We start from the raw sequence: 25,202 nt of genomic DNA, 5'->3' as shown, positions 1-25,202 counted from the left end.
TGGAGGGACGGGCTCCACGCGACCGTCCGGACGCTTGAGACCGAATCATGTTCTGGCCGGGTTGGCAAGACTCGGCTCCTCCGGCGAGCCGCCGCCGATAGGATCGGTCGCCCGTCCCACCCCTCCGCCGCTGTGCCCGATGATCTACCGGCGAATCACGAGATGTCCGGAATCTGGTCGGGCCTAATTCTTCGGAAACCGATCTCTTGCAACTTCCTAAAGTGGTAGATAGTTCGCCAATGGTGTGTAGCTTCTTCCGATCGTGTGGCGGCTCCGAAGATCGGCTTCTAGAGTCTCGGGGTGTCCGGAAGTGGGAGGGCTGATGCGTTCAGGCCGTGTGGCGGGGCTGGCCGCCGCCCTGTTCGGGCTGTTCTCGGCGCTCGCCATGCCGTCCGCCGAGGCCAAGCCGAGTCCCCAGGCGCAGCTCGACAAGCTCACCAAGCAGGCCGCGGACCTGCAGAAGGCGTACCGGGGCGAGATCCAGAGCCTGGAGGACACGCGCCGCGCCGCCGCCAAGGCGGGTGACCGCGTCAGGAAGCTCCGCTCCGACCTGGCCACCGCCGAGCGGCGGGTCGCCCAGTTCTACGCCCAGTCGTACATGTCCGGCAGCATCGACGGGCCCAGGGTGCTCACCTTCAGCGGCGACCCGGACACCATCCTCAGCCAGGTCGCGACCGTCACCTACCTCGCCGACGAGAAGAACCAGCGGATCACCAGCATCGGCCGGCTGATCGACGAGCAGAAGGCCGCCAAGAAGCAGGCCGACAAGAAGATCGCCGACCTGAAGGACGAGATCAAGGACCTGCAGTCCAAGAAGCGGCAGGTCGAGGAGCTGCTGAAGAAGTTCGGCTTCCAGACCCCCGACGCCGGCAGCGGCCTCACCCCGCGCATGATCAGCATCAGGAACGTCATCATGCAGCGCTTCCCGATGCCGTTCGGCGTCGGGTGCATGCGCCCGGGCGACCCCGGGGAGCACGGCAAGGGGCGCGCCTGCGACTTCATGATGAGCACGGGCGGCCGCATGCCCGACGCCGCCTCGCAGGCCCGGGGCGACGCCCTCGCCCAGTGGTGCATCCAGAACGGCCGCCAGATCGGCATCATGTACATCATCTGGCGGCAGCGCTACTACGACATCCGCACCGGCGCGGGCTGGCGCCAGATGTCCGACCGCGGCGGCGTCACCGCGAACCACTACGACCACGTGCACGTGTCGGTCTTCTAGCGGTTCGGTCCTCCGGCGGTCACGGGGTCGCGCGCGCGGCGATCCTCTCCCGCAGCCAGTGGTAGGACGCCTTCGGGGTGCGCCTCTGGGTCGCGTAGTCGACGTGGACGAGGCCGAAGCGCTGGTTGTAGCCCTCCGCCCACTCGAAGTTGTCCAGCAGCGACCAGACGAAGTAGCCGCGCACGTCCACGCCCTCGGCCATCGCGGCGGCCACGGCCGCGATGTGCCCGTCGAGGAAGGCGATGCGCCCCTGGTCGTCCACCACCCCGTCCGGGCCGGGCTCGTCCGCCTGCGAGCAGCCGTTCTCGGTCACGTACACCGGGGGCAGCGCCTCGCCGTACCGGGCCTTGAGGCCGGTCAGCAGCTCGCGCAGGCCGTCCGGCACCACCGGCCAGCCGAAGGCGGTGGTGGGATGGCCGGTGACCCCGGCGTCCTCGAACGGCAGGATGCCGGGGTCACCGGGGGCGCGCACGCGGGTGGGGTTGTAGTAGTTGATCCCGAGCCCGTCCAGGGGCTGGGCGATGGCCGCGAGGTCGCCGTCCCGCAGGGCCGGCATGGCGTCCAGGCCGAAGGCCGACAGGTCGGGGTAGCGGCCGAGCAGCACGGGGTCGTTGAACAGCCTGTTGTGCAGCACGTCGTACGCCTCGGCGGCCCGCAGGTCCTCCTCCGCGCCGGAGGCGGCCCAGACGGGCGTGCAGTTGTTGGTGACCAGCACCTGCCCGGCCCCGTGCGCCCGCAGCGCCTGGGCGGCGAGGCCGTGGCCGAGAAGCTGGTGGTGGGCGGCGGGCAGGGCGTCGAGGAACATGGTCCTGCCCGGGGCGTGGGTGCCGAGGGCGTAGCCGAAGACCATGTGGATGAACGGCTCGTTGAGCGTGATCCAGATCGGCACGCGGTCGGCGAGGCGGGCGGCCACGATGCCGGCGTACTCCGCCATGCGGCTCGCGGTGTCGCGGTTCAGCCAGCCGCCCTCGTCCTCCAGCGCCTGGGGCAGGTCCCAGTGGAACAGCGTGGCCGCCGGGACGATGCCGGCGGCGCACAGGCCGTCGACCAGCCGGTCGTAGAAGCCGAGGCCGGCCTCGTTGACCGCGCCATGCCCCGAGGGGAGGATTCTCGGCCACGAAATGGAGAAACGGTAAGAGTTCACCCCCAGGGCGGCCATGAGCGTGACATCCTCTGACCAGCGGTGGTAGTGGTCGCACGCCACGTCACCGGTGTGACCGTCCTTCACCTTGCCCGGCTCGTGGGCGAAGGTGTCCCAGACCGACCGGCCTCGGCCGTCCTCCGCCACGGCCCCCTCGATCTGGTACGAAGCGGTCGCGGTGCCCCAAAGGAACATGATGACCTCCGGCGAAAATGAGTGGACCTCATGTTAAGCCGGTCGCACGTCAACGGAGGGATGATGGGGGAATGACGAACGTCTCCGCCGGGACGCTCCGCCGCCGCCCCGCTCAGCGCCGCAGCGTCGAGCGGGTCGAGCGCATGCTCGACGAGTGCGCACGCCTCCTCGACGAGGTGGGATACGACGGGCTGACCACCAAGGAAGTGGCCCGCAGGGCGGGTGTGCCGATCGGCACGTTCTACCAGTTCTTCCCCGACAAGCAGGGGCTCGTACGGGCGCTGGCCCTGCGCAACCTCGACGCCTTCCTCGACCGGCTCACCGAGCGGCTCGGCGCGGCCGGCATCTCCGACTGGACCGGCGCGGTGGACCTCGCCGTCGACGAGTTCGTGGCGATGAAGCGCAGCACGCCCGGCTTCGCCATCATGGACTTCGGCGAGATCCTGCCGACCCCGGCCGGGCCTCCGCTCAAGGGCACCGAGCGCCTGCTGGACGCCGCCCTGGAGAACAACGTCATCGTCGCCGACCGGCTGCGCTCGCTCACCATCGAGCTGCTCGGGGCGCCCTCCGGGCCGGGCCTGGACCGCGCGCTCGTCGTCGCCGTCGAGGCCGCCGACGCCGTACTCAAGCTCGCGTTCCGCGCCCACCCCGGCGGCGATCCCGAACTGATCGCCGAGTGCAAGCGGCTGGTGCGCGGCTACCTCGCCGACCACCTGCCGGACCGGTGACGGCACCACGCCGACCATGTGGCGGGTCGTCGTCCGAGGCGAACGGCGGGTTCGTCCACGCCGGCCGGGAGCCCCTACGCTGGGCCACTGTGAGAGACGGACGGCCTGGGTGGCGTGGCGTGCCGTCCTCCGGTGCCCTCGCGGATTGGTACGTTTCCGTGCCGAAGTGGAGATCACGGGACCTGCTGCTGCCCGCCGTCCTCGTCGTCGCGCAGGTACTCGTATCGGCGTCGCCGGACGTGTCAGCGGCCGTCGCCCGAGCGCTCGACCCGGGACTCTCCGCGGTCGGCAACGGCGCCGCGAGGCTCACGCTCCTGGTACTGAGCACCGGTCTCGCCTCCGGAGCGCTCGCCGTGCGCCGCGTCGCACCGAAGTGGGCCTTCGGCGGCGCCCTCGCGGCGGCCCTACTGGGCGCCGGCGCCGGCGGCACCGCCGTCATATGGCCGCTCGCCGTGACGGTCGCCCTGTACTCCCTGGCCGTTCACCGTACGGCCGGGGTCGCCGCCGCGGGAGCCGTCGCGACCTCGCTCGTGGCCGCGGTGATCGCCATGGCCGCCGGCGCGGGCCCGCGGACCGTCACGGGGATCACGCTGCAAGCGGCGGGCGCCGCCGCGGCGCTCTGGGTGGCGGGCAGGTCGAGACGGCGCAGGCGGGCGGGCCGGGCGGCCGCCGCCGCCTACCGTGCGAGCGCCCGCTCGGTTCCGCGTTTCGCGGCCGACGCCGAACGCGAACGACTCGTCGCCGAGCTGCACGACGTGGCGGCGCACCGGCTCACCGGCATCGTCGTGTCCGCCGCCGCCGCGACCCGCCTCGCCGATTCACGGCTCGCCGCCGAGGCGACCCGTCACGCCGCCGAAGCCGGACGCCAGGCGATGACCGAGCTGGACCGCCTCGTCGAGGCGGCCGGGAACACGCCCCCGGAGCACCTCGCGACCTTGGAGGACATCGACGCGCTGGCCGCCGGGCACACGGAGCTGGACTACGTGCGCACGGCCGTCACCGCTCCTCCGCAGGTCGCCGCCGTCGCCTGCAAGGTGGTGCGCGAGGCGCTGACGAACGCGATGCGCTACACCTCGGGCGCGTCACGGGTCCGGGTCGAGGGTGCACGGGGAGCGCTTGTCGTCACGGTGACCGACCGGGGCGGTCCGGCCGCGGCACCCGGCCTCGGCACGGGGAGCGGGCTGGCCGGAGTGCGCACGGCGGTGTCCGGCCTCGGCGGGTCGTTCACGGCGGGTCCGGCCAAGCACGGCTGGGAAGTGCGAGCCCACCTTCCGTACGACGCCTCCCCCCGCCTCCCGGGATCGCCCGCGCGCCGGGAGCGCTGGCGGGGAGCGGCGGCGCTCGACGCGGCGCTGGTCGCCCTCGCCATCGCACTCTCCCTCGGCGCGGGGCTGCTACCGGGCGACGACCCCGACGCCTTCGCCTCGCCGCTGCCGGGGCTGCTGCTGGCCTCACTGTTCGCGCTGCGCGCTCTGCCGCTGTGGTGGCGGAGGGACGCGCCCCACCGCGCTCTGACCGTCACGCTCGCGACCCTCCTGGCATGGACCGGCCTCGACCTGGCGGGCTGGCCGGGGCCTCGTGTCAGCGACACCTTCCTGTGGTGCTGGTGGGTGGAGCTGGCACTGATCTACGCGGTCGGCGTCTACCGCACGGGCTCTCGGGGCTGGCCCGCGCCGCTCGCCGTCGCGGGCGTCGGCGGGCTGGCGCTCGCCGCCGGTGACGGCATCCAGGGCAACCGCCTGGCGGCCTGGGTGGTCCTCACGACCGCATTGGCGATCCCTTGCCTCGCCGCGTGGTCGCTTGGCCTGTACGTCGCCGTGCGCCGGCGGCGGCGCGGCACGGCCATCACGCGGGACCGGGACCTGCTCGAACGTGAGGCCGCCTCAGCGGCGTCGGCCGAGCGCGAGCGGATCGGCGACGGGCTGCGGCACACGGCGCGGCGGCACACGCAGAACGTCGTGGAGGAAGCCCGCGCGGGCCGCCTGGACTCCGTGCTGGCCGAGGCACGGGCGGGGCTGGCCGCGCTACGGAAGCTGCTCACGGAGCTGCGGAGCCCGGACGACGGCGACGACCCGCCTCCCACCGTGGACGGCATCGCGGCCCTGGCCGCCAGGCGAGGCACCGTGGCCCGGTACACGGGCACGCGCAGGCCGCTGCCGCCTGCCGTGGAGGTCGCCGCCCACCAGGTCGCGAGGGAACTGCTGGCGAGCGGAGAGACCGTCACGGTGACCTTCCCCGGCGATGGCGTCACCCTGTCAGGCCCCGCGTCCCCCGGCCCGTTCGCGGAGCGGCGGCTGCGCGCTCTGGTGGACACCTGCGACGGTACGCTCACGACCGCCGGCGACGGCGCCGTACGAGTCTGGCTGCCGGAGGTCTCCCTCTCGTGACGGTAGATGCCGGTGGCCTCCCTTCCGTGACCGCGGTACAGGCAAGGGCGCCCGTCTCGTGATCCGCGTGCTGATCGCCGACGACCAGGCCGTGGTGCGCGCGGGGATCGCGGCCATCGTGGACGCGGAGCCCGACCTGACGGTCGTGGGGCAGGCGGCGGACGGCGAGGCCGCCGTGGCGCTCGCCGCCTCCGTTCGCCCCGATGTCGTCCTCATGGACATCCGCATGCCGGGCGTCACCGGGCTGGTCGCGACCAGGAGGATCACCGCCGAGATCCCCTCGACCCGCGTCGTGGTCCTCACGACCTTCGATCTCGACGAGTACGTGTTCGCGGCCCTGCGTGCCGGTGCGGCCGGGTTCCTGCTGAAGGACACCGACCCCGAGCGGGTGATCGACGCGGTCCGGCTCGTCGCGCGGGGCGACGCGCTGCTGGATCCCGCCGTGACCCGCCGCCTGATCGACCACTACGCCGCCGGGCCGGGCCCCGCCGATACCGACCGGCTGGCCGCGCTCACCCCCCGCGAGACGGAGGTGCTCCGGCAGGTGGCGCGCGGCCTGACGAACGTGGAGGTCGCCGCCGTGCTCGGCATCAGTCCCGCGACCGTGAAGGATCACGTCGCGGCGGTTCTCGGGAAGCTCGGCGTACGCGATCGGGTCCAGGCGACGATCGCCGCCTACGAGACCGGCCTCGTCCGTCCCGGCGTCCGCTGACACGACCGGCCCGGCATGCGGCCGGTGACCGATCTCAACCGAGGCATCCGGCCTCGCCCACCGCCCGCCGGTCGGCGTGGTGGTCCTCCACCGTCAAGCGGGGTTGCGGGCTGGGAAATCTCGTTCCGGGGTGCCGGGAAGGGGCGTTTCCGCGCTCCTAGCGTGACGGACATGGCATCTCCATTCCCCCGTCGCGCGATCGGTGGCGTTCTCCTTCTCCTCTGCCTCATGGCGGCTCCGCTCGCCGGTATCGCCGGATTCCTCGGTGCCGCCGCCCTCGTGACCGCAGTCCCGCTACTCTGTGCCGCCGGGCTGGCTGCGGTGGCCGGTACGGCGTTCCTCCTCGCCTGGCCGGCGTTTCACCTGTTCGGGACGCGCGGCGGCCGCAGGGCCGCGATCCTTGGCGGGAGGCATGGTGGTCGCGGTCGCCGCGGTGTCGGTCCTCACCGTGTTCCGGCCCGGCCCGATCCCGGGCGCCGCCTCCACCGCGCCCGGCGTCCGGTACTGGGATCTGCCGACCGGGTCCAGGATCGCCTACGTCCATGCCCCCGCCGCCGGCACCGCCAGGCCGACGCCCGTGGTGTTCCTTCACGGCGGTCCGGGAACCCCCGGGGAGGGGATACCCGCGGCCGGCAGGACCCTGGCGGCAGAGGGCTTCGAGGTGTACGCGTACGACCAGCTCGGCGCAGGACGGTCCACCCGGCTGTCCGACGTCACCGGCTACACGGTCGCCAGGCACGTGGCCGATCTGGAGGCGATCCGCCGCGCCATCGGCGCCGACAAGATGGTCATCGTCGGCCAGTCATGGGGCGGGTCCCTGGCGGCGCAGTATCTCGCCGCCCATCCGGAGCACGTGGCCAAGGTCGTATTCTCCGCACCGGGAGCCCTGTGGCCCGGCGCGCTGCCTGGCGGCGCGGGCGAACCCTGGGGCCGGCTCACGCCCGCGCAGCGGGAGCGGTACGACGAGCTGTCCGGTGCCCCCCGGATGCTCGCGGCGTTCCTCCTCCTCGGCGTCAACCCCCGCGCCGCCCACGCCCTGGTCGGCGACGACGAGGCCGACGCGCGGTTCCACGAACTGGCGCTGGTGGGGAAGGACACCACCTCGTGCCCCGGCACGCCGCCGAGGACGCCGCACGAGAACCGGCAAGGCTTCTACGTCAACCAGGTCACGAGCGCGGACTTCCAGCGGGTGCCGGATCCCCGTCCGACGTTGCGGCGGCTGCGCGTACCGGCACTGATCATGCGCGGCGAATGCGACTTCCTGAGATGGGAGACGACCTACGACTACCGGCGCACCCTTCCCGAATCGACCTTGGTCTACGTCAAGGGCGCCGGCCACGCCATCGCCGGCGACCAGCCCGCCACGTACACCGCGCTGCTGGAGCACTTCCTCCTCGACCGCCCGCTGCCCCTGCCCGCGTACACCTCGGCCACCCCGCCCCGCTGACCCGGTAGCTCCCATCAGGCGAGCGCGGGGTCGTCCAGGCGTGCGCGCTGCTCGTCGTCCAGCTTGACCTCTGACGCGCCGGGGGGACGGGGCGGTCGGCGCGGGTGTAGGCGCCGGCGAGCAGCGTCGTGTAGGCCCACAGCCGCAGTCCCTCGACGGCGACGTAGTCCAGCGCCTCCTCGCTCACCTGCACGTGACCGGACTCCGGCAGCCGCACGCCCGGCCGGGGACGCAGGTAGGAGTGCCGCAGCCGCACGTGCGTGTACGGGGTCAGGCCGCGGGCCAGCGCGAGGCCGCGCGCCCGCTCGACCCGCCAGGTGGGCTCCAGGTCAACCACCTTGACCTGGAGCCCACTCCAGGTGCCATGCTCGACCTGTGAGCGTCTACACACCGGGACAGGTCGCGGAGGAGACCGGGTTCAGCCTGGACACTCTGCGGTACTACGAGCGCATCGGCCTGCTGGAGCCGATCGAGCGGAACGCCGCCGGCCAGAGGCGGTTCAACGACTCGCACCTGAGCTGGCTCGGCATGGTGCGCTGCCTGCGCGGCACGGGCATGTCGATCGCGGAGATGATCCGCTTCGCCCAGCTCGTGCGCGGCGGCGACGGCACCATCGAGGAGCGCATCGCCCTGCTGGAGAGCCACGACCGCGAGGTCGAGCAGCAGATCGCCGAGCTCAAGGAGCAGCAGGACGCGATCCAGCGGAAGATCCGGTACTACCGGGACGTGCTGGCGCTCGCGGCGAACCCGGCCTCGTGCCAGGCGGCCGAGCCGGCCGGGACGGTGGAGACGGTCGGGGCCGACGCCTCCTCCCGCTGATCCCGTCCGAGGCCCCGTTCGAGCCTGTTCTGACGTGTTCGTTCCTGTTCAGGCCTGCGTGGGGGCCTCCTCTCTGTGGTCGCCTGTGGAGCTGTAGGCGCTGGCCTGGATCGTGTAGAGGTCGGCGTACTGGCCGCCGAGGGCCATCAGCTCGTCGTGCGTGCCGCGCTCGATGACCTTGCCGTGGTCCAGGACGTAGATGCGGTCGGCGTACCGCACGCTGGCGAGGCGGTGGGTGATGAGCAGGACGGTGCGGCCGTCGGCGTGCCCGCGGATGCGCTCGAACAGGGAGTGCTCGGCGCGGGCGTCCAGCGCGGCCGTCGGCTCGTCGCAGATCAGCAGCGGCGCGTCGCGGTAGAAGCCGCGTGCCACGGCGATGCGCTGCCACTGGCCGCCGGAGGGCTCGTGGCCGTCCTTGAACCGGCGGTCGAGCAGCGTGCGGTAGCCGTGCGGCAGCTCGGCGATGACCTGGTCGGCCCCGGCGACCTGGGCGGAGGCGTGCAGGGCCTCGGCTCCCTTTTCCAGGCCCATGGTGATGTTGTCCTTGGCGGTCAGCGGCCAGCGGGTGTGGTCCTGGGCGATGACGGCGATGTGGCGCCGCAGGTCCTCGGGGTCGACGCCGGCGAGGTCGACGTCGTCCCACCGGACCCGCCCCTCGCCGGGGTCGTACAGCCCCGCGAGGATCTTGGACAGCGTCGTCTTGCCCGAGCCGTTCTCGCCGACGAGCGCGACGACCTCGCCTCGATCGATGTGGATCGACACGTGATCGAGAGCGGGGCGCTCGCCGCCGGGGTAGTGGAAGGTCACGTCGTCGACGGTGATGCGCTCGAACGCCGCGGGGGCCTGGCGGGGCCGCTCGGACGTCAGGCGGGCGCGGGCGTCGGCGCAGAACTCCAGGAAGTCGGTGAAGTAGAGGCCCTCCTCGTACAGCCGGTTGGTGGCGTACATGAAGGTGGACAGATAGGTCTGCCCGGAGCGGATGGCGAGGACGGCCGTGCCCGCCACCGCGAGGGGGACGGCGCCGACGGCGAGCAGCAGCCCGAGGGCGACGTAGACGACGGCCGTGCCGACGCCGCCGAGCGCCTCGCCGACCAGGCGGGCGACCGTCTGCCGCCGCGCCAGCCGCAGGACGACCGCCTGCTCGGCGTCGGTCACCGCGTCGTACAGGCGCATGAGGAAGCGGCGCATCGTGAACGAGCGGATCTCGGCGGCGGTGTCCCTGTCGGCCATGAGGTCGCTGAGGATCCATTTGCGCCGCCGGGCCGGCACCAGGGCGTACATCGTGGTGTACCGCTCGCGGGCGGAGCGGACGGCGGCCCAGGCGTCGGGGATCACGGCCAGCAGGAGCAGGGGCAGCAGCACGGGGTGGAGGATGCCGAGCACACCGGCGGCGGCGACGATGCCGATCACGCCGGTGAGCACGTCGATCGCCGAGTTGACCACGGTGTCGACCATGCTCACGCCGCGGGTGCGGGCGCGCACGAGGGAGTCGTGGAACGCGACGTCGTCGTAGGCGATGAGGTCGACGCGGCTGGTCAGGTCGTAGAGCTGGGTCTCGGCGATGCGGCTGACCTGAGGCTCCAGGCGGGCCTGCGCCCACCCGGCCCCGGCCTGGAGGGTGGTGCGCAGCGCCCCGGCGACGCCCACCAGCAGCAGGCTGGGCAGGGCGGCGCGGATGCGGTCGGGGGTCGCCCCGGAGGAGAAGAGGGCCTGGAGCACGCCGGTGGTCGCCAGCAGCCCGAAGGCGGTGAACACGCCGCCGAGCGTGCTCAGGGAGATCGTCGCCAGGGTGTCGCGGGGGCTGGCCTTCCACGCCATGCGCACGGCCTGGCCGATGAGGGCGGGTAGCCTGCGGGCCATCGTGAGGAAGCCGATGCCCGTCATGGTCTCGATGTGGGCGTTCCAGTCGCTGAAGGTGACCTCGCCGAGGTCGATCGCCTCGTCTTCGAGCGGTTCGGCGGCGGGGGATCGGGGATGGGCGCCGTTCGGAGGCGCGTCCGCCGGCGGGGAGCCGTCCTGGCCGTCAGGACGCGGGGACGCGGGGGACCGCGCGGGATCGGAGACGCCCGGAGCGGAGGTTTCCTGGGGGAGATCGGCCATACCCGCAGTGTGACCGGCGCCACCGACAGTTTAAAGCCGCCGCGGTAAACCAGGGCATAAAGTTGAACGCCGCAATTACTTTGGTAGCGCCGCTAATCTCCGGACGCTAGCCAATGACACCGCGGCGTGGTCACGTTCGCCGGAATGTGCGGCCCCGTTCGATCGCGTCGTCCGAGGGCCCGGGGAGCCGGGCGGTGAGGCGCTCGGCCTCCTCGTGCAGCGCGGTGATCAGGAGGAGTTCGAGGCCCAGGTCTTCGAGGTCGACGGTTTCCAACGGAGTCTCCCGATGTGAGATGGCTCACCGGCCCGGACGCGCCTGGGTGGCCGGTGCTCGTGGAATCTTACCTTCCGTGACGGCGTCGCGCAGCCTTGGCCTGCGTTGATCACTCTTCGTGTAGACGGGTTGGGATCGATTGTACATTTCGGGCATTCGGCTACGCCTGGCGGCGCAGAGCGGAGCGCGCCGGTTTCTCGCGACACTGCCGATCTCTCCTCACCGGACCCCGCCCCTGCCCGCGGGGGTTCCTTTCACGCGGCGACGTTCTGCCGGTGCCTCCGTGGCGGCGGCGGCGTGAGCCTCCACGTCCCTTGATCAGAGCAGAGTAGCCAATCAGGCGATAATTCCGGAAGGAGGGAATTGAAGAGACTTGTAGCGATTTCTTCACAAGAAGGGTGGGCGCGTCGTGTCATCCTGGCGCCGCTCTCGGGAGTCAGGGCCGGGACGTTGAGGCGGTCCTCGCCATCGTCTTCGCCTTCGCTTGAGACATCAACAAAAACACGGCTATATCGTCATGTTGGGTGGTATGGGATGGATTGCAGTCGAATCCCCGCATGAGCCGAGCGCTCTCCGCTATTTGATGGAACACTGCGTAATGGCGCGCCCGCCGTCCTCGTCCACCCCACTCCCCGTTCCCCGTGAAGACGCGCGCCCGTCACGGTGCGCGCCCCGCAGGGGCGAAAGATCGCACGAGTGAGACGCCGCGTGGCCCGCGGTACGGGTGAGGTCGCCTCGGAGGGGTGGAGACCGGAGCCCAGGGCCACGCGGTCCGCGAGCCCGGGCCGCCGGCCCGCACGCCCCGCCCCGGGCTCGCGCCCTCCGGCGAGGGGCGGCGTCAGTCGGGGCGGACGTCCAGGCCCAGGGCGGTGGCGATCATCATCGCCTGGCGGAGGTCGACGACGGCGCCCCTGAGCTCCACGGTCAGCGGCTCCAGGGACGACAGGTCGCTGCCGCGCAGATCGCACCGCGTCAGGTCGGCCCTCGGCAACGACGCCCCCGACAGGTCCACGTCGCGCAGCGAGGCGTCCACGAGCCGCACGCCCGCGAGGTCGGCCTCGCGCATGCGCACCTCGGAGATCGTGGCGCCGTTCAGGTTGGCCCGAGACAGGTCGGTGAACGACCAGTCGCCGCCCCGGACCTTCAGCAGGTCGAAGGTGCAGCCGTCGAACACGCTGCCGACCAGCTTGCACCCCGTGAAGGTCGCGTCGAAGAACGAGCACCGCACGAAGTGGCAGTTGAGGAAGGCGCTGTCGGAGATCCGCGCGGCGTTGAACCGCGTGCCCCGGAACACGCACTCGCTGAACACCGCGCCCTCGCCGGTCGCCTCGGTGAGGTCGACGTCGATGAAGGCCACGTTGGCGTGGTCGTGCCCCGTGAGGTCAAGGCTGTCCCAGTCGTCGGCGATGACGGACGTGTGCGTCTCGGGGGCCGGGCGCCCGCGCTTACGGTCGGCCACGCTCGCGCCAGGGACCGGGGGTGGAGGTGTCGGCGGTCATGCCCAGATACTTCCATGCCCCTGCCCGCGTCGCCCACGTGCGGTCGCTCCCGCGCCGCCCGGCGTAGGGCGGCTTCGCCGGGTGTGTGAGTGTGTGGCTATGTGGCTGTTTGCGCTGTGCGAGGTTGTGGGGGTGTGTGGCTATATGGCAACGTTATGCGCGCGGCCTTGACGTCCTCGCCCGCCAAGTGGGTTGATTGCGTAAAACTGACAACGTTGTCACCGGGCGTCCCATGTGGGGAATAACGCCTGGACAGCGTCCCCTCTACCCCCCGAAGGGACCGGACATAATGCGACGACGGTGGATGTCGGCCGTCGCGGTCACCGTGGCAGGCGTGCTCTCCCTTTCCGCCTGTGGCGGTGGCGGCGACCAGAAGGGCACCGGCGACGGGCAGGCGGCGGCCAAGAAACAGGTCGAGGTCTTCTCCTGGTGGACGGGCCCCGGCGAGGCCGACGGGCTCAAGGCCATGCGGGAGATCTTCGAGAAGCAGAACCCGGGCCTGACGTTCTTCGACGCCGCCGTCGCGGGCGGCTCGGGTGACAAGGCGCGCGCGCTGCTCTCCAGCAAGCTCCAGGCCAACCAGCCGCCGGACACCTTCCAGGGCCACGCCGGCGCCGAGCTCCAGGGCTACATCAAGGCCGGCAAGCTGGAGCCGCTGAACTCCCTGTACGACGAGCTGAAGCTGAAGGACGTGTTCCCGCAGCAGCTCGTCGACCAGCTCACCTACGAGGGCAACGTCTACTCGGTGCCGGTGAACATCCACCGCTCCAACGTCCTGTGGTTCAACCCCCAGGTGCTCAAGGAGGCCGGCGTCGCCGGGCCGCCGAAGACGATCGAGGAGTTCGTCACGGCCCTGGAGGCGGTGAAGAAGACCGGGAAGATCCCGCTGTCGATCGGCTCGGAGTGGACGGCCGTCCACCTGATGGAGAGCGTGCTGCTCGGCTCGCTCGGCACCGACGCCTACAACGCCCTGTGGGCCAAGGGCGCCGACTGGTCGGGCCCGGCCGTGACCAAGGCGCTGGAGAGCTTCAAGACGATCCTGTCGTACGCCGGCCCGCCGCAGGACGACTGGCAGCCCGCCTCCAAGCAGGTCGCCGACGGCGCCGCCGCGTTCAACATCATGGGGGACTGGGCCTACGGCTACTTCCACAATCCTCCGGACGGCGGCCTCGGCAAGAAGTCGAAGGAGGACTTCGACTGGGCGGCCTCCCCGGGCACCGACGGCACGTTCATGTGGCTGTCGGACAGCTTCACCCTGCCGAAGGGCGCCCCGAACCGGGACGGCGCCATGGCCTGGCTCAAGGTGGCGGCGAGCAAGGAGGGCCAGGACGCCTTCAACCCCAAGAAGGGCTCCATCCCGGCCCGCAAGGACGCCGACAAGTCCCTCTACACCGACTACCTGGAGTGGGACCTCGGGCAGTGGGCGAGCGACAAGCTCGCCGGGTCGATCCAGCACGGCGTCGTCGCCAACGACGCGTGGAAGACGGCCATCACCGAGGCGGTGGGCCTGTTCCTGCAGAGCAAGGACGCGGCCAAGCTGCAGCAGGCGCTGGTGGAAGCCGCGCAGACCAACAACCAGTGAGCTGATCGTCCGGCTCGCGCCCGCGCCGCCTCCGCGCCGCGGGCGCGAGCCCCTTGGGGGTTATCTGTGTCGCGCGTCAAAAGATGGCTGCCGGGGCTGCTCCTGGTCACGCCGTCGATCATCGCGATCGCGGTCTTCGTGTACGGCATGCTGGGCTGGAACTTCCGGCTGGCGATGACGGATCAGCACGACGAGATCTCGGCCGGGAAGTTCGTCGGGCTCACGAACTTCGTCTCCCTGTGGGACCAGGAACGCTGGGGCATCTCGGTCAGGCACGCGGTCGTCTTCACGGTGGTGTTCGTGGGCGGCGCGCTGGCGCTCGGCTGGCTGCTCGCCTTCCTGATGGAGAAGGGGATCAAGGGGGAGGGCGGCTTCCGCACGATCTACCTCTTCCCGATGGCGATCTCGTTCGTCGCCACGGGCGTGGTGTGGCGGTGGCTCATGAACAGCGGCCAGGGCGAACAGGCGGTCGGGTTGAACCGGCTGCTCGGCGCCCTCGGGCTGGGGTTCCTGGAGAACGAGTGGTTCCGGGGCCAGGACTGGGGCATGGCCGCCATGGCCATCCCCGCCATCTGGCAGATGTCCGGATATGTCATGGCACTGTTCCTGGCCGGGTTCCGGGGCGTCCCGGAGGAACTGCGCGAGGCCGCGCGGGTCGACGGCTGCAAGGAATGGCAGGTCTACCGGTACGTCGTCTTCCCCTTCCTGCGCCCGGTCACGCTCTCCGCGCTGATCATCCTTGGGCACATCTCGCTCAAGGTCTTCGACCTGATCGTCTCGGTGTCCGGCAAGCAGATCATCACGGACGTGCCCGCCGTGTTCATGTGGGTCGCCGTCTTCGACGCCCACGACCCGGCCAAGGGCGCGACCATCGCCGCGTACATCGTGCTCAGCGTCGCCGTCTTCGTCGTCCCGTACCTGATCTGGAACGCCCGCAGGGAGAAGCGCTCATGACGAGTGGGCCAATGGTCGTCGCGGCCCCGCCCCAGGCACAGCAGACGGCGCCGCCGGTCGTGCGCAGGCCGCGCTGGCCGGTCTACGTGCGGCTCGTGCTGCTGATCGGCTTCGTCCTGGTCTTCCTGATCCCGATCTACGTGCTGCTGGTCACCAGCTTCAAGCCCCTCACCGAGGCCGACCCGAGTCAGGCGTGGAGCCTGCCCAGGGTCTGGACGACCGAGGCGTGGCAGGTGGCCTGGGACAAGCTCAAGCCGGGCATCGCCAACAGCTTCCTGCTGACGATCCCCGGGTCGCTGATCTCGGCGGCGCTCGGCGCGATGAACGGGTTCGTCCTGTCCAAGTGGCGGTTCCCCGGCGCCGATGTGGTGTTCACGCTGTTCCTGTTCGGCATGTTCATCCCGTACCAGGGGGTGATGATCCCGCTCGTCCAGCTCATGGTGAACCTGAACATCTACGGCGGCATCCCCGGGCTCGTCCTCGCGCACGTCGTCTACGGCATCCCCATCTGCACGCTGATCTTCCGCAACTACTACGTGACGATCCCGGACGAGCTGATGGAGGCCGCCCGCGTCGACGGCGCGGGCATGCTGCGCACCTTCTGGTCGATCGTGATCCCGGTCTCCGGGCCGGCCTTCGCGGTCGTCATCATCTGGCAGTTCACCTCGATGTGGAACGACTTCCTGTTCGCGGTGTTCCTGACCGGGCCGACCTCGTGGCCGACGACCGTCATGCTCAACAACATCGCGGGCGCCCAGACCGTCCCGTACAGCCAGCAGATGGCGGCCGCGATCCTCGCCTCGGTCCCGACGATGCTCGTCTACGTGCTGCTCGGCCGCTTCTTCATGCGCGGCCTGATGGCGGGCGCGCTGAAGGGCTGACGCTCCCGGACGGCGGCGCCCAGCCGCCGTCCGCCAGCGCGTCCCCGAGCGCGGTGCGGTGGTACAGCACCGAGCGGCCCACCCGGGTACCCGTGATCAGCCCGGCCTCGCGCAGCGCGGCCACGTGGCCGCCCGCGCCGCCGACGCTCAGCCCGAGCAGGGCCGCGAGCTGCGTCGTGGTCGCCGGGGTCCGCAGCAGGATCTCGGCGCGGCTCCGGCCGATGAGCCGCGCCAGCCCCTTCGACGGCTGCGGCTCGACGGCGATCCCGCGCGCGGGGTACACCAGGGCGAACGGCCACGGGTCCTCCAGGTAGGTGCTGACCCCGGCGCTGAAGACGCTCGGGACGAAGAGCAGCCCCCGGCCGTCGAGCCGGTAGCGCTCGTCCTCGCCTGGATTGTCCCTGCGTACCTGGATATGCCCGGCGCCGCCGTCCGCGCGCCAGGCGACCCCCGGGCTGAGGTCCTCCAGGGCGGCCGCCCAGCCGTACGTCGCCAGGCGCCCGGCGCGCTGGACGACGTCGCGTTCGAGGATCGCCTGGACCCGGGGCCAGCCGGGCGCGACGATCTCGCGCCAGACCGCCTCCAGCGCGTCCGCGAACAGCGTCACGACGTCTGGGCGGTCCATGATCGCCCGCAGGTCCGGTGGTGGGGGCGGCGCGCCGCGCAGGTTCCTGGCGATCTCCCGGTGGGCCTGCTCCGGGGGTGTCGCGCGGATCACGGCGATCTCGTCGTCGAACGCGACGTTCACCCCGGACGGCGGCGGCGCGATGAAGTCCGCGTTGTAGTCCCATCTGCGGAACAGTGCCACCAGGGCCGCGAGCGCCGGTCGCTCGCGTACCAGTCGCTCGTACGGCCGCCGCCCGTCCTCGACCCACCGCCGGTGCACGCCCGCCTCGCGCCGCCCGGACAGCAGCCAGAGCGCGTGCAGGGTCTCGATCAGTGGAGAGATGGCGAACCTGCTGGTCATGACGTTCTGCGGGCTTACCTCGATGTTGAGCACCCTGCCCACGCCGAACCCCCGGGCCGATCGGACCTTTCGCTTATTTCCGAAAGCTTAGCCAGGTGTTCCCGCCGTCCCCCAGCATCGTCACCGAAGACGGCCGCGCGACGGCAGGGGAGGGGAAGTGGTGGTCGAGGAGTCCGGGCGGCGGGCCACGTTCGGCGAGGTGTTCGCCGTGCGGGAGTTCCGCGTGCTCTTCGGCAGCTTCACGCTGCTGGTGGCGGGCGACACCGTCAAGATGCTCGCCTTCTCGGTGCTCGTGTACGGGCGCACCGGTTCGGCGGGGCTGTCCGCGCTCGCGTACATGAGCGGCTTCCTGCCGTACGTCGTCGGAGGGCTCTTCCTGCTCTCCCTGGCCGACCGCGTTCGTCCCCGGCGGCTCATGATCATCGGTGAGCTGGTGCGCGCCGCCGTCTGCCTGGCGCTGGCCTTCGCCGGGCTGCCGGTGTGGGCGATGCTGCTGCTCGTCGTCGCCACCGGCGCGCTGAGCCCCGTCTTCGGCGCCGCCCGCACCGCGACGCTTCCCGAGCTGCTTCCCGGCGACGCCTTCGTGCTCGGCCGCTCCGTCCTCACCGTGACGGCGGCCGGCGCCCAGATCGGCGGCCTCGCCGCGGGCGGCGCCGTCCTCACCCTCGCCGGGCCCTCCGGAGCCCTGGTGATCACCGCCGTGCTGTCGGCGGCGGGCGCGGTGGTGCTGCGCCTCGGCCTTCCCGACCGTCCGGCCCGGACGGCCGCCCCGGCCGGACGGGACCCCGCCGCCCGCGGGAACCCGGTCGGGCTCACGCTGCGCGTCAACCGCCGCCTGATCGCCGACGGGGGTGTGCGCGGGCTACTGCTCGCGACGTGGATCCCGGTGCTGTTCGTCTCCGGCGCCGAGGCCCTCGTGGTGCCGTACCTCAGCGAGCGCGGCGCGCCCTCGGAGGCCGGTCTCGTGCTCGCGGCGTTCGCGGCGGGGATGGCGGTCGGGGACTTCGTGGTCGGGCGGTTCGTCGCGCCGGGACTGCGGGAACGCCTGTCCTTCCCGCTCGCCGTGGCGCTCGGCGTGCCGATGCTCGGCTTCGCCGCCGCGCCTGGGCTGGGGTGGTGCCTGGCGCTCGCCGTGCTGACCGGGACGTGCCTCGCCTACAACCTCGGCCTCCAGCGTAGGTTCGTCGAGGCGGTCCCCGAGGACGTGCGCGGGCAGGCGTTCGGGCTGCTCGCCTCGGGCCTGATGACGACGCAGGGGCTCGGCGCGGCCCTGGGCGGCGTCCTCGCCGAGCTGGTGCCCGTCCACCTGGCCATCGCGCTGACCGGCGCGGGCGGTGTTCTGGCCGCGCTCGCCCTGGCCCGCCACCTGCGTCCGGGGCCGAGGGTCCCCGCGTCCGAGCCTGGAGAGCATAGCGTAACCAGTTGACTACTTTGAGTGACGTAGCGGGGTGGGCCATCCTCGGAGCGAAAGGCATTCCACCCAGAAGGAAGATCCTCCCATGCGCCTACGCACCCGTCTGGCCATCCTCGCCGGCGCCGGCGCCGCCGGTGTCGCCATGGCACCCCCGTTCACCGTCCACCCCACGCCCGCCGGCGCGAGGGCGGCGAGCTGTCACGCGGCGACCAAGGGGACGGTGACCAGGTACGAGAAGGCGACCTCGCCCGGCCCCGGAGGCACGCGGGAGGTGTCCTTCCGCGGCGCGGGCACCTACGCCAGCGCATGCCTGCCGCACTGGCGCACGTACCACACCGGTCGGCTCTACCGGGTCGGCGGCGGCTGGGCGCCCGGCGACTGGGCCGCCGCCAAGTACTTCTACGACTACGGCGACCACTGGCTGGACGGCGAGGACCTCGTGTGGAAATGACCCCCCTGCGGAGGCTCGACGGCACTGGAACGGCTCACCGAGCGGGGTGGGACGGGACGCCGGCGCGCCGGCAGGCGCCTGTCAGGGCGGCGGCAGCTCGCCGGAGCCGCGGGCGATGAGGCGGGTCGGCAGGCGGAGGCGTTCGGCGGGGCCCGTCTCGCCGGACAGGCGGCGGAAGAGCAGCTCGGCGGCGGTGCGCCCGAGGTTCGCCGGGTCCTGGGCGACGACGGTGACGGCCGGGCTCAGCATGTCGGCGAGCTCGAAGTCGTCGAAGCCGACGATCGCGATGCCCCCGGCCGCCGTCGGACGGGCGTCCAGGGCCTCGAGGGCGCGCAGCGCGGTGACGGTGGTGCGGCCGTTGCCGGTGAACAGGGCCGTCGGCGGGTCGGGGAGCGCGAGCAGGCGGGCGAGGTCGGCGTGCAGGCGCTCCTGCTGGGGGGTGCCCATGGCGACCAGCGCCGCGTCGTAGGCGAGCCCAGCCGACGCGAGCGCCTCGCGGTAGCCGCGCAGCCGCTCCTCGGCGGTGAAGATCGCCGGGTTGTCGCCGAGGAAGGCGATGCGCCGGTGGCCGTGGGCGGCGAGGTGGGCGGTGCCGGCCCTGGCCCCGCCCGTGTTGTCGCACAGCACGGTGTCCACGTCCAGCCCCGGCCCGGCGGGACGGTCGGCGAAGACGGCGCGGATGCCGGCGGCCAGCTCGGGGACGAGGTACCCGTGGTCGTCGCCGGCGGGCACGATGATCAGCCCGTCCACGCGGCGCGCGCAGAAGGCGAGGACCAGCTCGCGCTCGCGCAGGGAGTCCTCGCCGGAGGACCCGGTGAAGACCAGGGAGCCGTTGCCGAGCGCGACGTCCTCGACGGCCCGGCTCAGCAGCGAGTAGAACGGGTCGGCGACGTCCTCGATGACGAGCCCGATGCTCGCCGTGCGGCCCCGGCGCAGGACGCGGGCGCCGTCGTTGCGGCGGTAGCCGAGGAGCGCGATGGCCTGCCGGACGCGCTCGGCCGTGGCCTCGTTCACGCCCCGCTCCTCGTTCACCACACGCGAGACGGTCTTGAGTGCGACGCCGGCCGCCGCGGCGACGTCGTTCATGGTGGGACGCCCGCGTCCGGTCTCTGCCACGGTGTGAATCATCGCGCATACCGGTGAGACCTGACAACGTTGTCAGCCGCGCCCGCGCGGGCTCAGGCGTCGACGGCCGAGAAGCGGCTCAGCCTCGCGCGGACCGGGTCGCGGTTCGGGGGAGCCGGGCGAACGTGGGGGCCTTCCCCGAAACCCGGTTGGTCACCATTCAGGGGGATATCGCCCGATATCCAGTCTGATCTCCGGTATAGGCTCAGGCCGCCATGACGATCCCCCACGTCGCCGGCCCCGACCCGGAGCCGGGCCCAGGACCCCGTACCGACCCCGACCAAGGCCACGAACAGGACGCCGCCCCGCCGCCCGGCCCCGCCGCCGAGCCTGCCTCCTTGCCCGGCCCCGCCGCCACTCCCGCCCGCGCGCGGGCCGGCGGCGCGTGGGTGCTGCTGGTCGCGGGGTTCGTCCTCGCCTCGCTCAACATGCGGCCCGCGCTGGCCGGGGTGTCCCCCCTGCTCGCAGAGATCATGGCCGACCTGGGGCTGACCGCGGCGGCGGGCGGGGGGATCACCACGGCGATGGTCGTCTGCCTTGGTCTGCTGGCCCCCGTGGCCCCCGCGCTGGCGACCCGGACCGGCCTGGACCGCACGCTGCTCATCGGCCTGCTCGTCCTGGCCGCCGGGGTGGCGGTGCGCCCGCTCGGCGGGGTCGCCACCCTCTACGCCGGCTCGGCGGTCGCCGGGACCGCCATCGCCATCATGAACGTCGTCATGCCCGGCGTGGTGAAACAGCACTTCCCCGACCGGGTCGGGCTGTTCACCGGCATCTACGTCTCGGGCATGGTGACCGGCGCGGCGTCCGCCTCGGCGGTCATGGTGCCGATCGAGCAGCGGTACGGCTGGCGCGTGGCGGCCGGGTCCATGGCCGTGTTCGCGCTGGCGGCGGCCCTGCTGTGGGCGCCGCAGGCGCTCAGGCGGCGCGCCGCGTCCCGGGCGGGCGGCGCGCACAGGCCGTACGCCGGCCTGCTGCGCAGGCGAGTGACCTGGTACGTCATGAGCTTCATGGGCCTTCAGTCGCTGACCTTCTACGTCATGCTCGCCTGGCTGCCCACGATCTTCCGCGACGCCGGGCTCCCCGCCGACCAGGCCGGCTACCTGCTGGCGCTGACCAACCTCGCCCAGGTCGCGGCCACGCTCACCGTCCCCGTGCGGGCGGGACGGGCGCGCTCGCAGGTGCCGCACACCGTCGTGGCGGCGCTGGCGACCGTCGCCGGCTACCTCGGCGTGCTGCTCGCCCCCGCCACGCTCCCATGGCTGTGGATGATCGTGCTCGGCCTCGGCCAGGGCGCCTCGATCGCGCTCGCGCTGCTGATCATCGCGATGCGGGCCCCCGACCCGGCCTCGGTGACGGCGCTGTCGGCGGTCGCGCAGTCGTCGGGGTACCTGCTGGCCGCCCTCGGCCCGTTCCTGATCGGGCTGCTCCACCAGTCCTCAGGCGGCTGGACGCTGCCGCTGGTCACGGGCCTCGCCGTCTGCGGGGCGCAGCTCGTGGCGGGCGTCCTCGCCGGGCGTCCTCAGACGGCCGCGCCCGGACGGTGACGGCGGCCGCTCTTTACGTGTCGTTGACGAGAGCGAGGGCTTGACCTGGCTTAACATCGCAGCGTGATCACTCTTGCGTGGATCGTGGCCGGCATGGTCTCCCTCGCGCCCGGCGTCGCGGCGCCCGGCGGTGCCGGGCCCGCCCCCCATCCCCTCGTCATCGGGCACCGCGGCGCGTGCGCCTACCGGCCCGAGCACACCATGGCCTCCTACGAGACCGCGATCCGGGACGGCGCCGACTACATCGAGCCCGACCTGGTGTCCACCAAGGACCACGTACTGGTCGCCCGGCACGAGAACGAGATCTCCCAGACGACCGACGTCGCCGCGCACCCGGAGTTCGCCGCGCGCAGAACGACCAAGACGATCGACGGGCGAAGCCTCACGGGGTGGTTCACCGAGGACTTCACGCTGGACGAGCTGCGCACGCTGCGCGCCGTCGAGCGCCTGCCCGCGCTGCGTCCCGGCAGCGCCGCGTACGACGGCACGTCCACGATCGCGACGTTCGACGAGATCGTCGCGCTCGCGCGGCGCGCCGGGGTCGGCGTCTACCCCGAGACCAAACACCCGGGGTACTTCGCGTCCATCGGCCTCCCGCTGGAGCAGCCGATGCTCGTCACCCTGGCGAAGTACGGCTGGACCGAGCGGACCGACCCGGTGTTCGTCCAGTCGTTCGAGACCGCCAACCTGCGGGCGCTGCGCGCCAGGACGCGTCTGCGGCTGATCCAGCTCATGGAGGCCACCGGCGCTCCCCGCGACCTGGTCGTCGCGGGGGACCGGCGCACCTACCGCGACCTGGCCACCCCCGAGGGCCTGCGCCAGATCGCCGGCTACGCCGACGGCATCGGCGTGCACGTGCGCCTGGTCGTCCCAGAGGACGACGGGCGCGGCGCGCCGACGTCCCTGGTCACCGACGCGCACCGCGCGGGCCTGGACGTCCACGTCTGGACCGTCCGGCCGGAGAACGGCTACCTGCCCGCGGGCTTCCGCGCCGGCGACCCCAAGGCGCCGGGGTACGCGGCCGCGCACGGCGACGTCGGCGGCTGGCTCACGCGCCTGTACGGCCTGGGGGTCGACGGCGTGTTCACCGACGACCCCGGCGCCGCGAGCCGGGCCCGCGACGCGCTCACGTGACCGCGTCCAGCGCCAGTCCCCGAGGGCTCAGACGAGCGCCTCGGCCTCCACCTGGCGCAGCTCGTCGGCGTAGCTGACCGAGGCGCGGCGCATCACGCCGTCCTCGCTGATCGAGTACTGCCCGAGCCGCCACAGCGGGGGAGAGTAGGCGTGGATCGACACGCTGTGCTCGGCGTGCCCGTTGATGCGGTGGATGTGCTCGGGCCCGAACGCCAGCGACTCGCCCTCAGAGACCAGCGTCTCGACGTGCTCGCCGCCGATGCGCGGGTTGGACTCCAGCAGCGTGCCGGCGATCACCCGCACCGCGCCGGACGACACGTCGTGGTCGTGCCAGCCCGTGTCGTCCTCGGGGCGCCAACAGATGACCCAGATGTCCACGAAGGAGTCGCGGTGGAGGGAGGCGTAGTGACGCGCCTCCCCGGTCTCGCCGAACGCGATGTGGTGCGACCACAGGTCCGGACGGTCCGCGAGGTCTTCGACGAGGGCGCGAAGTTCGCGCTTGTCGAGGAATCGCTCTGGCAGGGATTCCCAGCTCATCTGGGCACGGCTCCTTTCGTGTCGAGCAGGCGCGCGGGGTTGGTGACCGCAATCGTGTGGTCGGCGGCCTCGCCGAGCAGGGTTCGCGGAGGGGAGGCGTAGGGGGCGTCCGAGCCGAGCACGACGACCTCGATGCCGACCACGCGGGTGATCGCGTCGATGGCCTGGTGGCCGTAGGACGAGGTCTCCAGGAACGCGTCCGGGTCGACGGTGCCCCGGGACGAGCCGCCGCGGGCGATGAAGCGCTCCACGTGCAGGGGGGCGAGGCCGGCCAGCAGGGCGAAGCAGACGCGCAGGCGGGGGTGCCTCGGCCGGCCGAACGCCCGGAAGGCGTACCACGCGGCGTGCATCTGCTGGACGTACGGGACGACCGCGGGCCACCAGCCGGGGGCGTCGGCGGCCGCGGCGGGGCCCGGATGGACGAACAGCGGCAGGTCGCGCTCTTCCAGCAGGTCCAGCAGCGGCGCCACGCGGGCGAACCCGGCGGCGTCGCGCAGGGCGGTCGCCGGCAGCTGTAGCCCCGCGAAGCCGGAGTCCAGGGCCTTGGCGGTCAGGGCCGGGTCGATCTCGGTGACGCACGCGGAGGCCCACGCGCGGAACGACGAGGGCAGCTCCAGCGCGCCCTCGTGATAGGCGTCGATGAGGGGCCAGGCGTCGTCCGGCGGCAGGTGCTCGATGCCGAGCGGGCTGGACAGCGACACGAGCGCGAGCTCCAGGCCGTGCTCACGGTTGAAGGCGAGCCGGTGGTCCAGGTCGTGGTCGCGGGGGTTCACCTCGTATGGCGCCTCGCCGTCGAGGTACAGCGTCCAGCCGTCCAGGAACGGCGGCCTCGCGCGCCGGCGCAGCGCGTCCACGAAGCCCGCGGTCCAGATGTGCTGGTGCACGTCGATGCCCATGTCACCTCCTCACGTGCACTATATCCGACAATCCCTATCGATATTGTCGGCATTGCCTCTGCGGGTCCGTGAAACGGTTCACTGATACGTTTCAGTGAACCGCTTCACCAACGCCGCGTCAACACCTCCGGGGGCTCGGATGCCCTCGCGCGCCGGGGTTTCCACATAAGCTGAAGTGATGTCGCGATCCCAGCCGCGCAAACGCGCGACGATCCGAGAGGTGGCACAGGCTACCGGCCTGTCACCCGCCGCCGTCTCGTACGCGCTGCGCGGCATGCAGGTCTCCGAGGAGACGATCGAGCGGGTGCGCCAGGCCGCCGCCGAGCTCGGCTACGAGGCCGACCCGATCGCCCGTGCCCTCGCCAGCGGGCGTACCGGCATGATCGGCCTGCTGTGCGGCTCGCTTGAAGACCTGTGGCAGCAGTCGCTCGCCGTCGGCATCGGCAGGGCCCTGCGCGAGAAGGACCGCTACGCGCTGATCCTCGACGCCGCCGGCGATCCCGCCCGCGAGCGCACCCTCGCCCGCCAGCTCCGCGACCAGCGCGTCGACGGCATGATCGTCCAGCCGGTCGACCCGGCCGCGCAGATGTGGGGGGAACTCGCCGAGACGGTCCCGGTCGTCGCGATCGGCGACGCGCTCGCCGACGCCAGGACGGCCGGCGAGGTGGTCTTCGACAACCGCAGGGGCGTCACGCTGGCCCTGGAGTACCTGCGCGACCGCGGCCACCACCGCATCGCCGTCCTCACCCCGACCAGGCCCAGCACGCCCGACCGGCCGGCCGACCTCCACGTGACCGCCGAGGCCGACCGCCTCGGCCTGGACATCGAGGTCGTCAACGCCCCGCACGGGCTGCCGGCCATCACCGACACGGCCCGCGCGCTGCTCTCCGGGGCCTCCCGCCCGGCCGCGGCCTTCTGCTTCTCCGACTTCATCGCCTACGGCGTCTACGCGGCCGCCGCGGAGGCCGGTCTGCGCGTGCCGGAGGACGTCTCGATCATGGGGTACGACGACCACCCGATGTCCGGTCTGCTCACCCCTGGGCTCACCACCGTGAACTGGGACATCGACGGCATCGTCCGCGCCGCCGTCCGGCTGGTGGCCGCGGCGGCGGACGGGCAGGTGCGCAGGCGCCGGATCATCCAGGCCCCCGAGCTGTGCGAACGCGGCTCGGTGCTCAGCCGCCGCTGAGGGG

Annotated in this window: 23 protein-coding genes; 15 read left to right on the top strand and 8 right to left on the bottom strand. The window is 72.2% G+C overall.

Annotated elements, in window-relative coordinates:
* The first annotated feature begins 322 nt into the window (after positions 1 to 322).
* On the top strand, positions 323 to 1,222 hold the full coding sequence (locus tag DQ384_RS06555; protein WP_114027781.1) for a coiled-coil domain-containing protein: 900 nt from the start codon (positions 323 to 325) through the stop codon (positions 1,220 to 1,222).
* Positions 1,223 to 1,241: 19 nt separating this feature from the next.
* Here the strand turns inward: DQ384_RS06555 and DQ384_RS06550 are convergent, their stop codons facing one another.
* Positions 1,242 to 2,558: a GH1 family beta-glucosidase gene (locus DQ384_RS06550; RefSeq protein WP_114027780.1), complete on the bottom strand. Its 1,317-nt coding sequence runs from the start codon at positions 2,556 to 2,558 to the stop codon at positions 1,242 to 1,244.
* Between the two features lie 71 nt (positions 2,559 to 2,629).
* On the opposite strand from DQ384_RS06550, the gene DQ384_RS06545 reads away from it, so the two are divergent.
* The 6 genes from DQ384_RS06545 (at position 2,630) to DQ384_RS06520 (ending at position 8,651) form a co-directional block, all read left to right on the top strand.
* A complete protein-coding gene (locus DQ384_RS06545; RefSeq protein ID WP_114027779.1) occupies positions 2,630 to 3,286 on the top strand; it encodes a TetR/AcrR family transcriptional regulator in 657 nt (218 codons plus the stop codon).
* Positions 3,287 to 3,444: 158 nt separating this feature from the next.
* Positions 3,445 to 5,673 (top strand): ATP-binding protein, encoded by a 2,229-nt coding sequence (locus tag DQ384_RS06540; protein ID WP_114027778.1) that lies wholly within the window; start codon positions 3,445 to 3,447, stop codon positions 5,671 to 5,673.
* A gap of 58 nt (positions 5,674 to 5,731) precedes the next feature.
* Positions 5,732 to 6,385 (top strand): response regulator, encoded by a 654-nt coding sequence (locus DQ384_RS06535; protein ID WP_181871066.1) that lies wholly within the window; start codon positions 5,732 to 5,734, stop codon positions 6,383 to 6,385.
* A gap of 412 nt (positions 6,386 to 6,797) precedes the next feature.
* Positions 6,798 to 7,832 carry an alpha/beta hydrolase gene (locus DQ384_RS06530; RefSeq protein WP_114027776.1) on the top strand — a complete coding sequence of 345 codons (1,035 nt, stop codon included), beginning with the start codon at positions 6,798 to 6,800 and terminating at the stop codon, positions 7,830 to 7,832.
* A 256-nt stretch (positions 7,833 to 8,088) separates the two neighbouring features.
* Complete coding sequence (locus DQ384_RS43575) at positions 8,089 to 8,211, top strand: hypothetical protein (protein ID WP_281274014.1); 123 nt, start codon at positions 8,089 to 8,091, stop codon at positions 8,209 to 8,211.
* A complete protein-coding gene (locus DQ384_RS06520; protein WP_114027775.1) occupies positions 8,208 to 8,651 on the top strand; it encodes a MerR family transcriptional regulator in 444 nt (147 codons plus the stop codon). The genes DQ384_RS43575 and DQ384_RS06520 overlap by 4 nt, the downstream gene beginning before the upstream one ends.
* Positions 8,652 to 8,699: 48 nt before the next feature.
* On the opposite strand, the gene DQ384_RS06515 is transcribed toward DQ384_RS06520, so the two are convergent.
* The 3 genes from DQ384_RS06515 to DQ384_RS06510 all read right to left on the bottom strand — a co-directional run bounded on the left by DQ384_RS06515 (position 8,700) and on the right by DQ384_RS06510 (position 12,484).
* Positions 8,700 to 10,751 (bottom strand): ABC transporter ATP-binding protein, encoded by a 2,052-nt coding sequence (locus DQ384_RS06515; protein ID WP_245966279.1) that lies wholly within the window; start codon positions 10,749 to 10,751, stop codon positions 8,700 to 8,702.
* Positions 10,752 to 10,881: 130 nt separating this feature from the next.
* Positions 10,882 to 11,025, bottom strand: coding sequence for a hypothetical protein (locus DQ384_RS41065; protein ID WP_181871065.1), 144 nt, complete (start codon positions 11,023 to 11,025; stop codon positions 10,882 to 10,884).
* An 838-nt stretch (positions 11,026 to 11,863) separates the two neighbouring features.
* Positions 11,864 to 12,484 (bottom strand): pentapeptide repeat-containing protein, encoded by a 621-nt coding sequence (locus DQ384_RS06510; protein WP_114027774.1) that lies wholly within the window; start codon positions 12,482 to 12,484, stop codon positions 11,864 to 11,866.
* 329 nt (positions 12,485 to 12,813) lie between these two features.
* On the opposite strand from DQ384_RS06510, the gene DQ384_RS06505 reads away from it, so the two are divergent.
* The 3 genes from DQ384_RS06505 to DQ384_RS06495 all read left to right on the top strand — a co-directional run bounded on the left by DQ384_RS06505 (position 12,814) and on the right by DQ384_RS06495 (position 15,941).
* Entirely contained in the window at positions 12,814 to 14,106 is a 1,293-nt protein-coding gene (locus DQ384_RS06505) for an ABC transporter substrate-binding protein (RefSeq protein ID WP_114027773.1), read from the top strand.
* A gap of 66 nt (positions 14,107 to 14,172) precedes the next feature.
* Positions 14,173 to 15,060 (top strand): carbohydrate ABC transporter permease, encoded by an 888-nt coding sequence (locus tag DQ384_RS06500; RefSeq protein ID WP_114027772.1) that lies wholly within the window; start codon positions 14,173 to 14,175, stop codon positions 15,058 to 15,060.
* Positions 15,057 to 15,941: a carbohydrate ABC transporter permease gene (locus DQ384_RS06495; protein ID WP_245966278.1), complete on the top strand. Its 885-nt coding sequence runs from the start codon at positions 15,057 to 15,059 to the stop codon at positions 15,939 to 15,941. Before DQ384_RS06500 ends, DQ384_RS06495 begins: the two co-directional genes overlap by 4 nt.
* On the opposite strand, the gene DQ384_RS06490 is transcribed toward DQ384_RS06495, so the two are convergent.
* Positions 15,904 to 16,950: an ArsR/SmtB family transcription factor gene (locus DQ384_RS06490; protein ID WP_245966277.1), complete on the bottom strand. Its 1,047-nt coding sequence runs from the start codon at positions 16,948 to 16,950 to the stop codon at positions 15,904 to 15,906. The two genes, DQ384_RS06495 and DQ384_RS06490, sit on opposite strands and share 38 nt — an antisense overlap.
* Before the next feature lie 115 nt (positions 16,951 to 17,065).
* Between DQ384_RS06490 and DQ384_RS06485 the strand changes: the two genes are divergently transcribed.
* The gene (locus DQ384_RS06485) at positions 17,066 to 18,334 is read left to right on the top strand and encodes an MFS transporter (protein WP_114027770.1); all 1,269 of its coding nucleotides are present in this window, start codon (positions 17,066 to 17,068) and stop codon (positions 18,332 to 18,334) included.
* A gap of 73 nt (positions 18,335 to 18,407) precedes the next feature.
* The gene (locus DQ384_RS06480) at positions 18,408 to 18,773 is read left to right on the top strand and encodes a hypothetical protein (RefSeq protein WP_114027769.1); all 366 of its coding nucleotides are present in this window, start codon (positions 18,408 to 18,410) and stop codon (positions 18,771 to 18,773) included.
* A gap of 81 nt (positions 18,774 to 18,854) precedes the next feature.
* Here DQ384_RS06480 and DQ384_RS06475 read toward each other — a convergent pair whose 3' ends face one another.
* A complete protein-coding gene (locus tag DQ384_RS06475; protein ID WP_425451419.1) occupies positions 18,855 to 19,889 on the bottom strand; it encodes a LacI family DNA-binding transcriptional regulator in 1,035 nt (344 codons plus the stop codon).
* 224 nt (positions 19,890 to 20,113) lie between these two features.
* Between DQ384_RS06475 and DQ384_RS06470 the strand changes: the two genes are divergently transcribed.
* Positions 20,114 to 21,442, top strand: coding sequence for a CynX/NimT family MFS transporter (locus DQ384_RS06470; RefSeq protein WP_245966276.1), 1,329 nt, complete (start codon positions 20,114 to 20,116; stop codon positions 21,440 to 21,442).
* 63 nt (positions 21,443 to 21,505) lie between these two features.
* The gene (locus DQ384_RS06465) at positions 21,506 to 22,576 is read left to right on the top strand and encodes a glycerophosphodiester phosphodiesterase family protein (protein ID WP_245966275.1); all 1,071 of its coding nucleotides are present in this window, start codon (positions 21,506 to 21,508) and stop codon (positions 22,574 to 22,576) included.
* A gap of 27 nt (positions 22,577 to 22,603) precedes the next feature.
* Here DQ384_RS06465 and DQ384_RS06460 read toward each other — a convergent pair whose 3' ends face one another.
* Positions 22,604 to 23,113: a cysteine dioxygenase gene (locus DQ384_RS06460; protein ID WP_114027768.1), complete on the bottom strand. Its 510-nt coding sequence runs from the start codon at positions 23,111 to 23,113 to the stop codon at positions 22,604 to 22,606.
* Positions 23,110 to 24,009, bottom strand: a complete 900-nt coding sequence (locus DQ384_RS06455; protein WP_114027767.1) for an amidohydrolase family protein — start codon at positions 24,007 to 24,009, stop codon at positions 23,110 to 23,112. Before DQ384_RS06455 ends, DQ384_RS06460 begins: the two co-directional genes overlap by 4 nt.
* A gap of 178 nt (positions 24,010 to 24,187) precedes the next feature.
* Between DQ384_RS06455 and DQ384_RS06450 the strand changes: the two genes are divergently transcribed.
* The gene (locus DQ384_RS06450; RefSeq protein ID WP_114027766.1) at positions 24,188 to 25,198 is read left to right on the top strand and encodes a LacI family DNA-binding transcriptional regulator; all 1,011 of its coding nucleotides are present in this window, start codon (positions 24,188 to 24,190) and stop codon (positions 25,196 to 25,198) included.
* Positions 25,199 to 25,202 lie beyond the last annotated feature (4 nt).

The organism is Sphaerisporangium album (assembly GCF_003323745.1).
Classification (GTDB): domain Bacteria; phylum Actinomycetota; class Actinomycetes; order Streptosporangiales; family Streptosporangiaceae; genus Sphaerisporangium; species Sphaerisporangium album.
This window is presented reverse-complemented; position numbering and strand designations above follow the sequence as displayed.

Excerpts from the sequence above, each read along its gene's own strand:
- DQ384_RS06555 (WP_114027781.1), top strand. The coding sequence starts at position 323 with ATGCGTTCAGGCCGTGTGGCGGGGCTGGCCGCCGCCCTGTTCGGGCTG.
- DQ384_RS06550 (WP_114027780.1), bottom strand. The coding sequence starts at position 2,558 with ATGTTCCTTTGGGGCACCGCGACCGCTTCGTACCAGATCGAGGGGGCC.
- DQ384_RS06545 (WP_114027779.1), top strand. The coding sequence starts at position 2,630 with ATGACGAACGTCTCCGCCGGGACGCTCCGCCGCCGCCCCGCTCAGCGC.
- DQ384_RS06530 (WP_114027776.1), top strand. The coding sequence starts at position 6,798 with ATGGTGGTCGCGGTCGCCGCGGTGTCGGTCCTCACCGTGTTCCGGCCC.
- DQ384_RS06515 (WP_245966279.1), bottom strand. The coding sequence starts at position 10,751 with ATGGCCGATCTCCCCCAGGAAACCTCCGCTCCGGGCGTCTCCGATCCC.
- DQ384_RS06505 (WP_114027773.1), top strand. The coding sequence starts at position 12,814 with ATGCGACGACGGTGGATGTCGGCCGTCGCGGTCACCGTGGCAGGCGTG.
- DQ384_RS06495 (WP_245966278.1), top strand. The coding sequence starts at position 15,057 with ATGACGAGTGGGCCAATGGTCGTCGCGGCCCCGCCCCAGGCACAGCAG.
- DQ384_RS06480 (WP_114027769.1), top strand. The coding sequence starts at position 18,408 with ATGCGCCTACGCACCCGTCTGGCCATCCTCGCCGGCGCCGGCGCCGCC.
- DQ384_RS06470 (WP_245966276.1), top strand. The coding sequence starts at position 20,114 with ATGACGATCCCCCACGTCGCCGGCCCCGACCCGGAGCCGGGCCCAGGA.
- DQ384_RS06460 (WP_114027768.1), bottom strand. The coding sequence starts at position 23,113 with ATGAGCTGGGAATCCCTGCCAGAGCGATTCCTCGACAAGCGCGAACTT.
- DQ384_RS06455 (WP_114027767.1), bottom strand. The coding sequence starts at position 24,009 with ATGGGCATCGACGTGCACCAGCACATCTGGACCGCGGGCTTCGTGGAC.
- DQ384_RS06450 (WP_114027766.1), top strand. The coding sequence starts at position 24,188 with ATGTCGCGATCCCAGCCGCGCAAACGCGCGACGATCCGAGAGGTGGCA.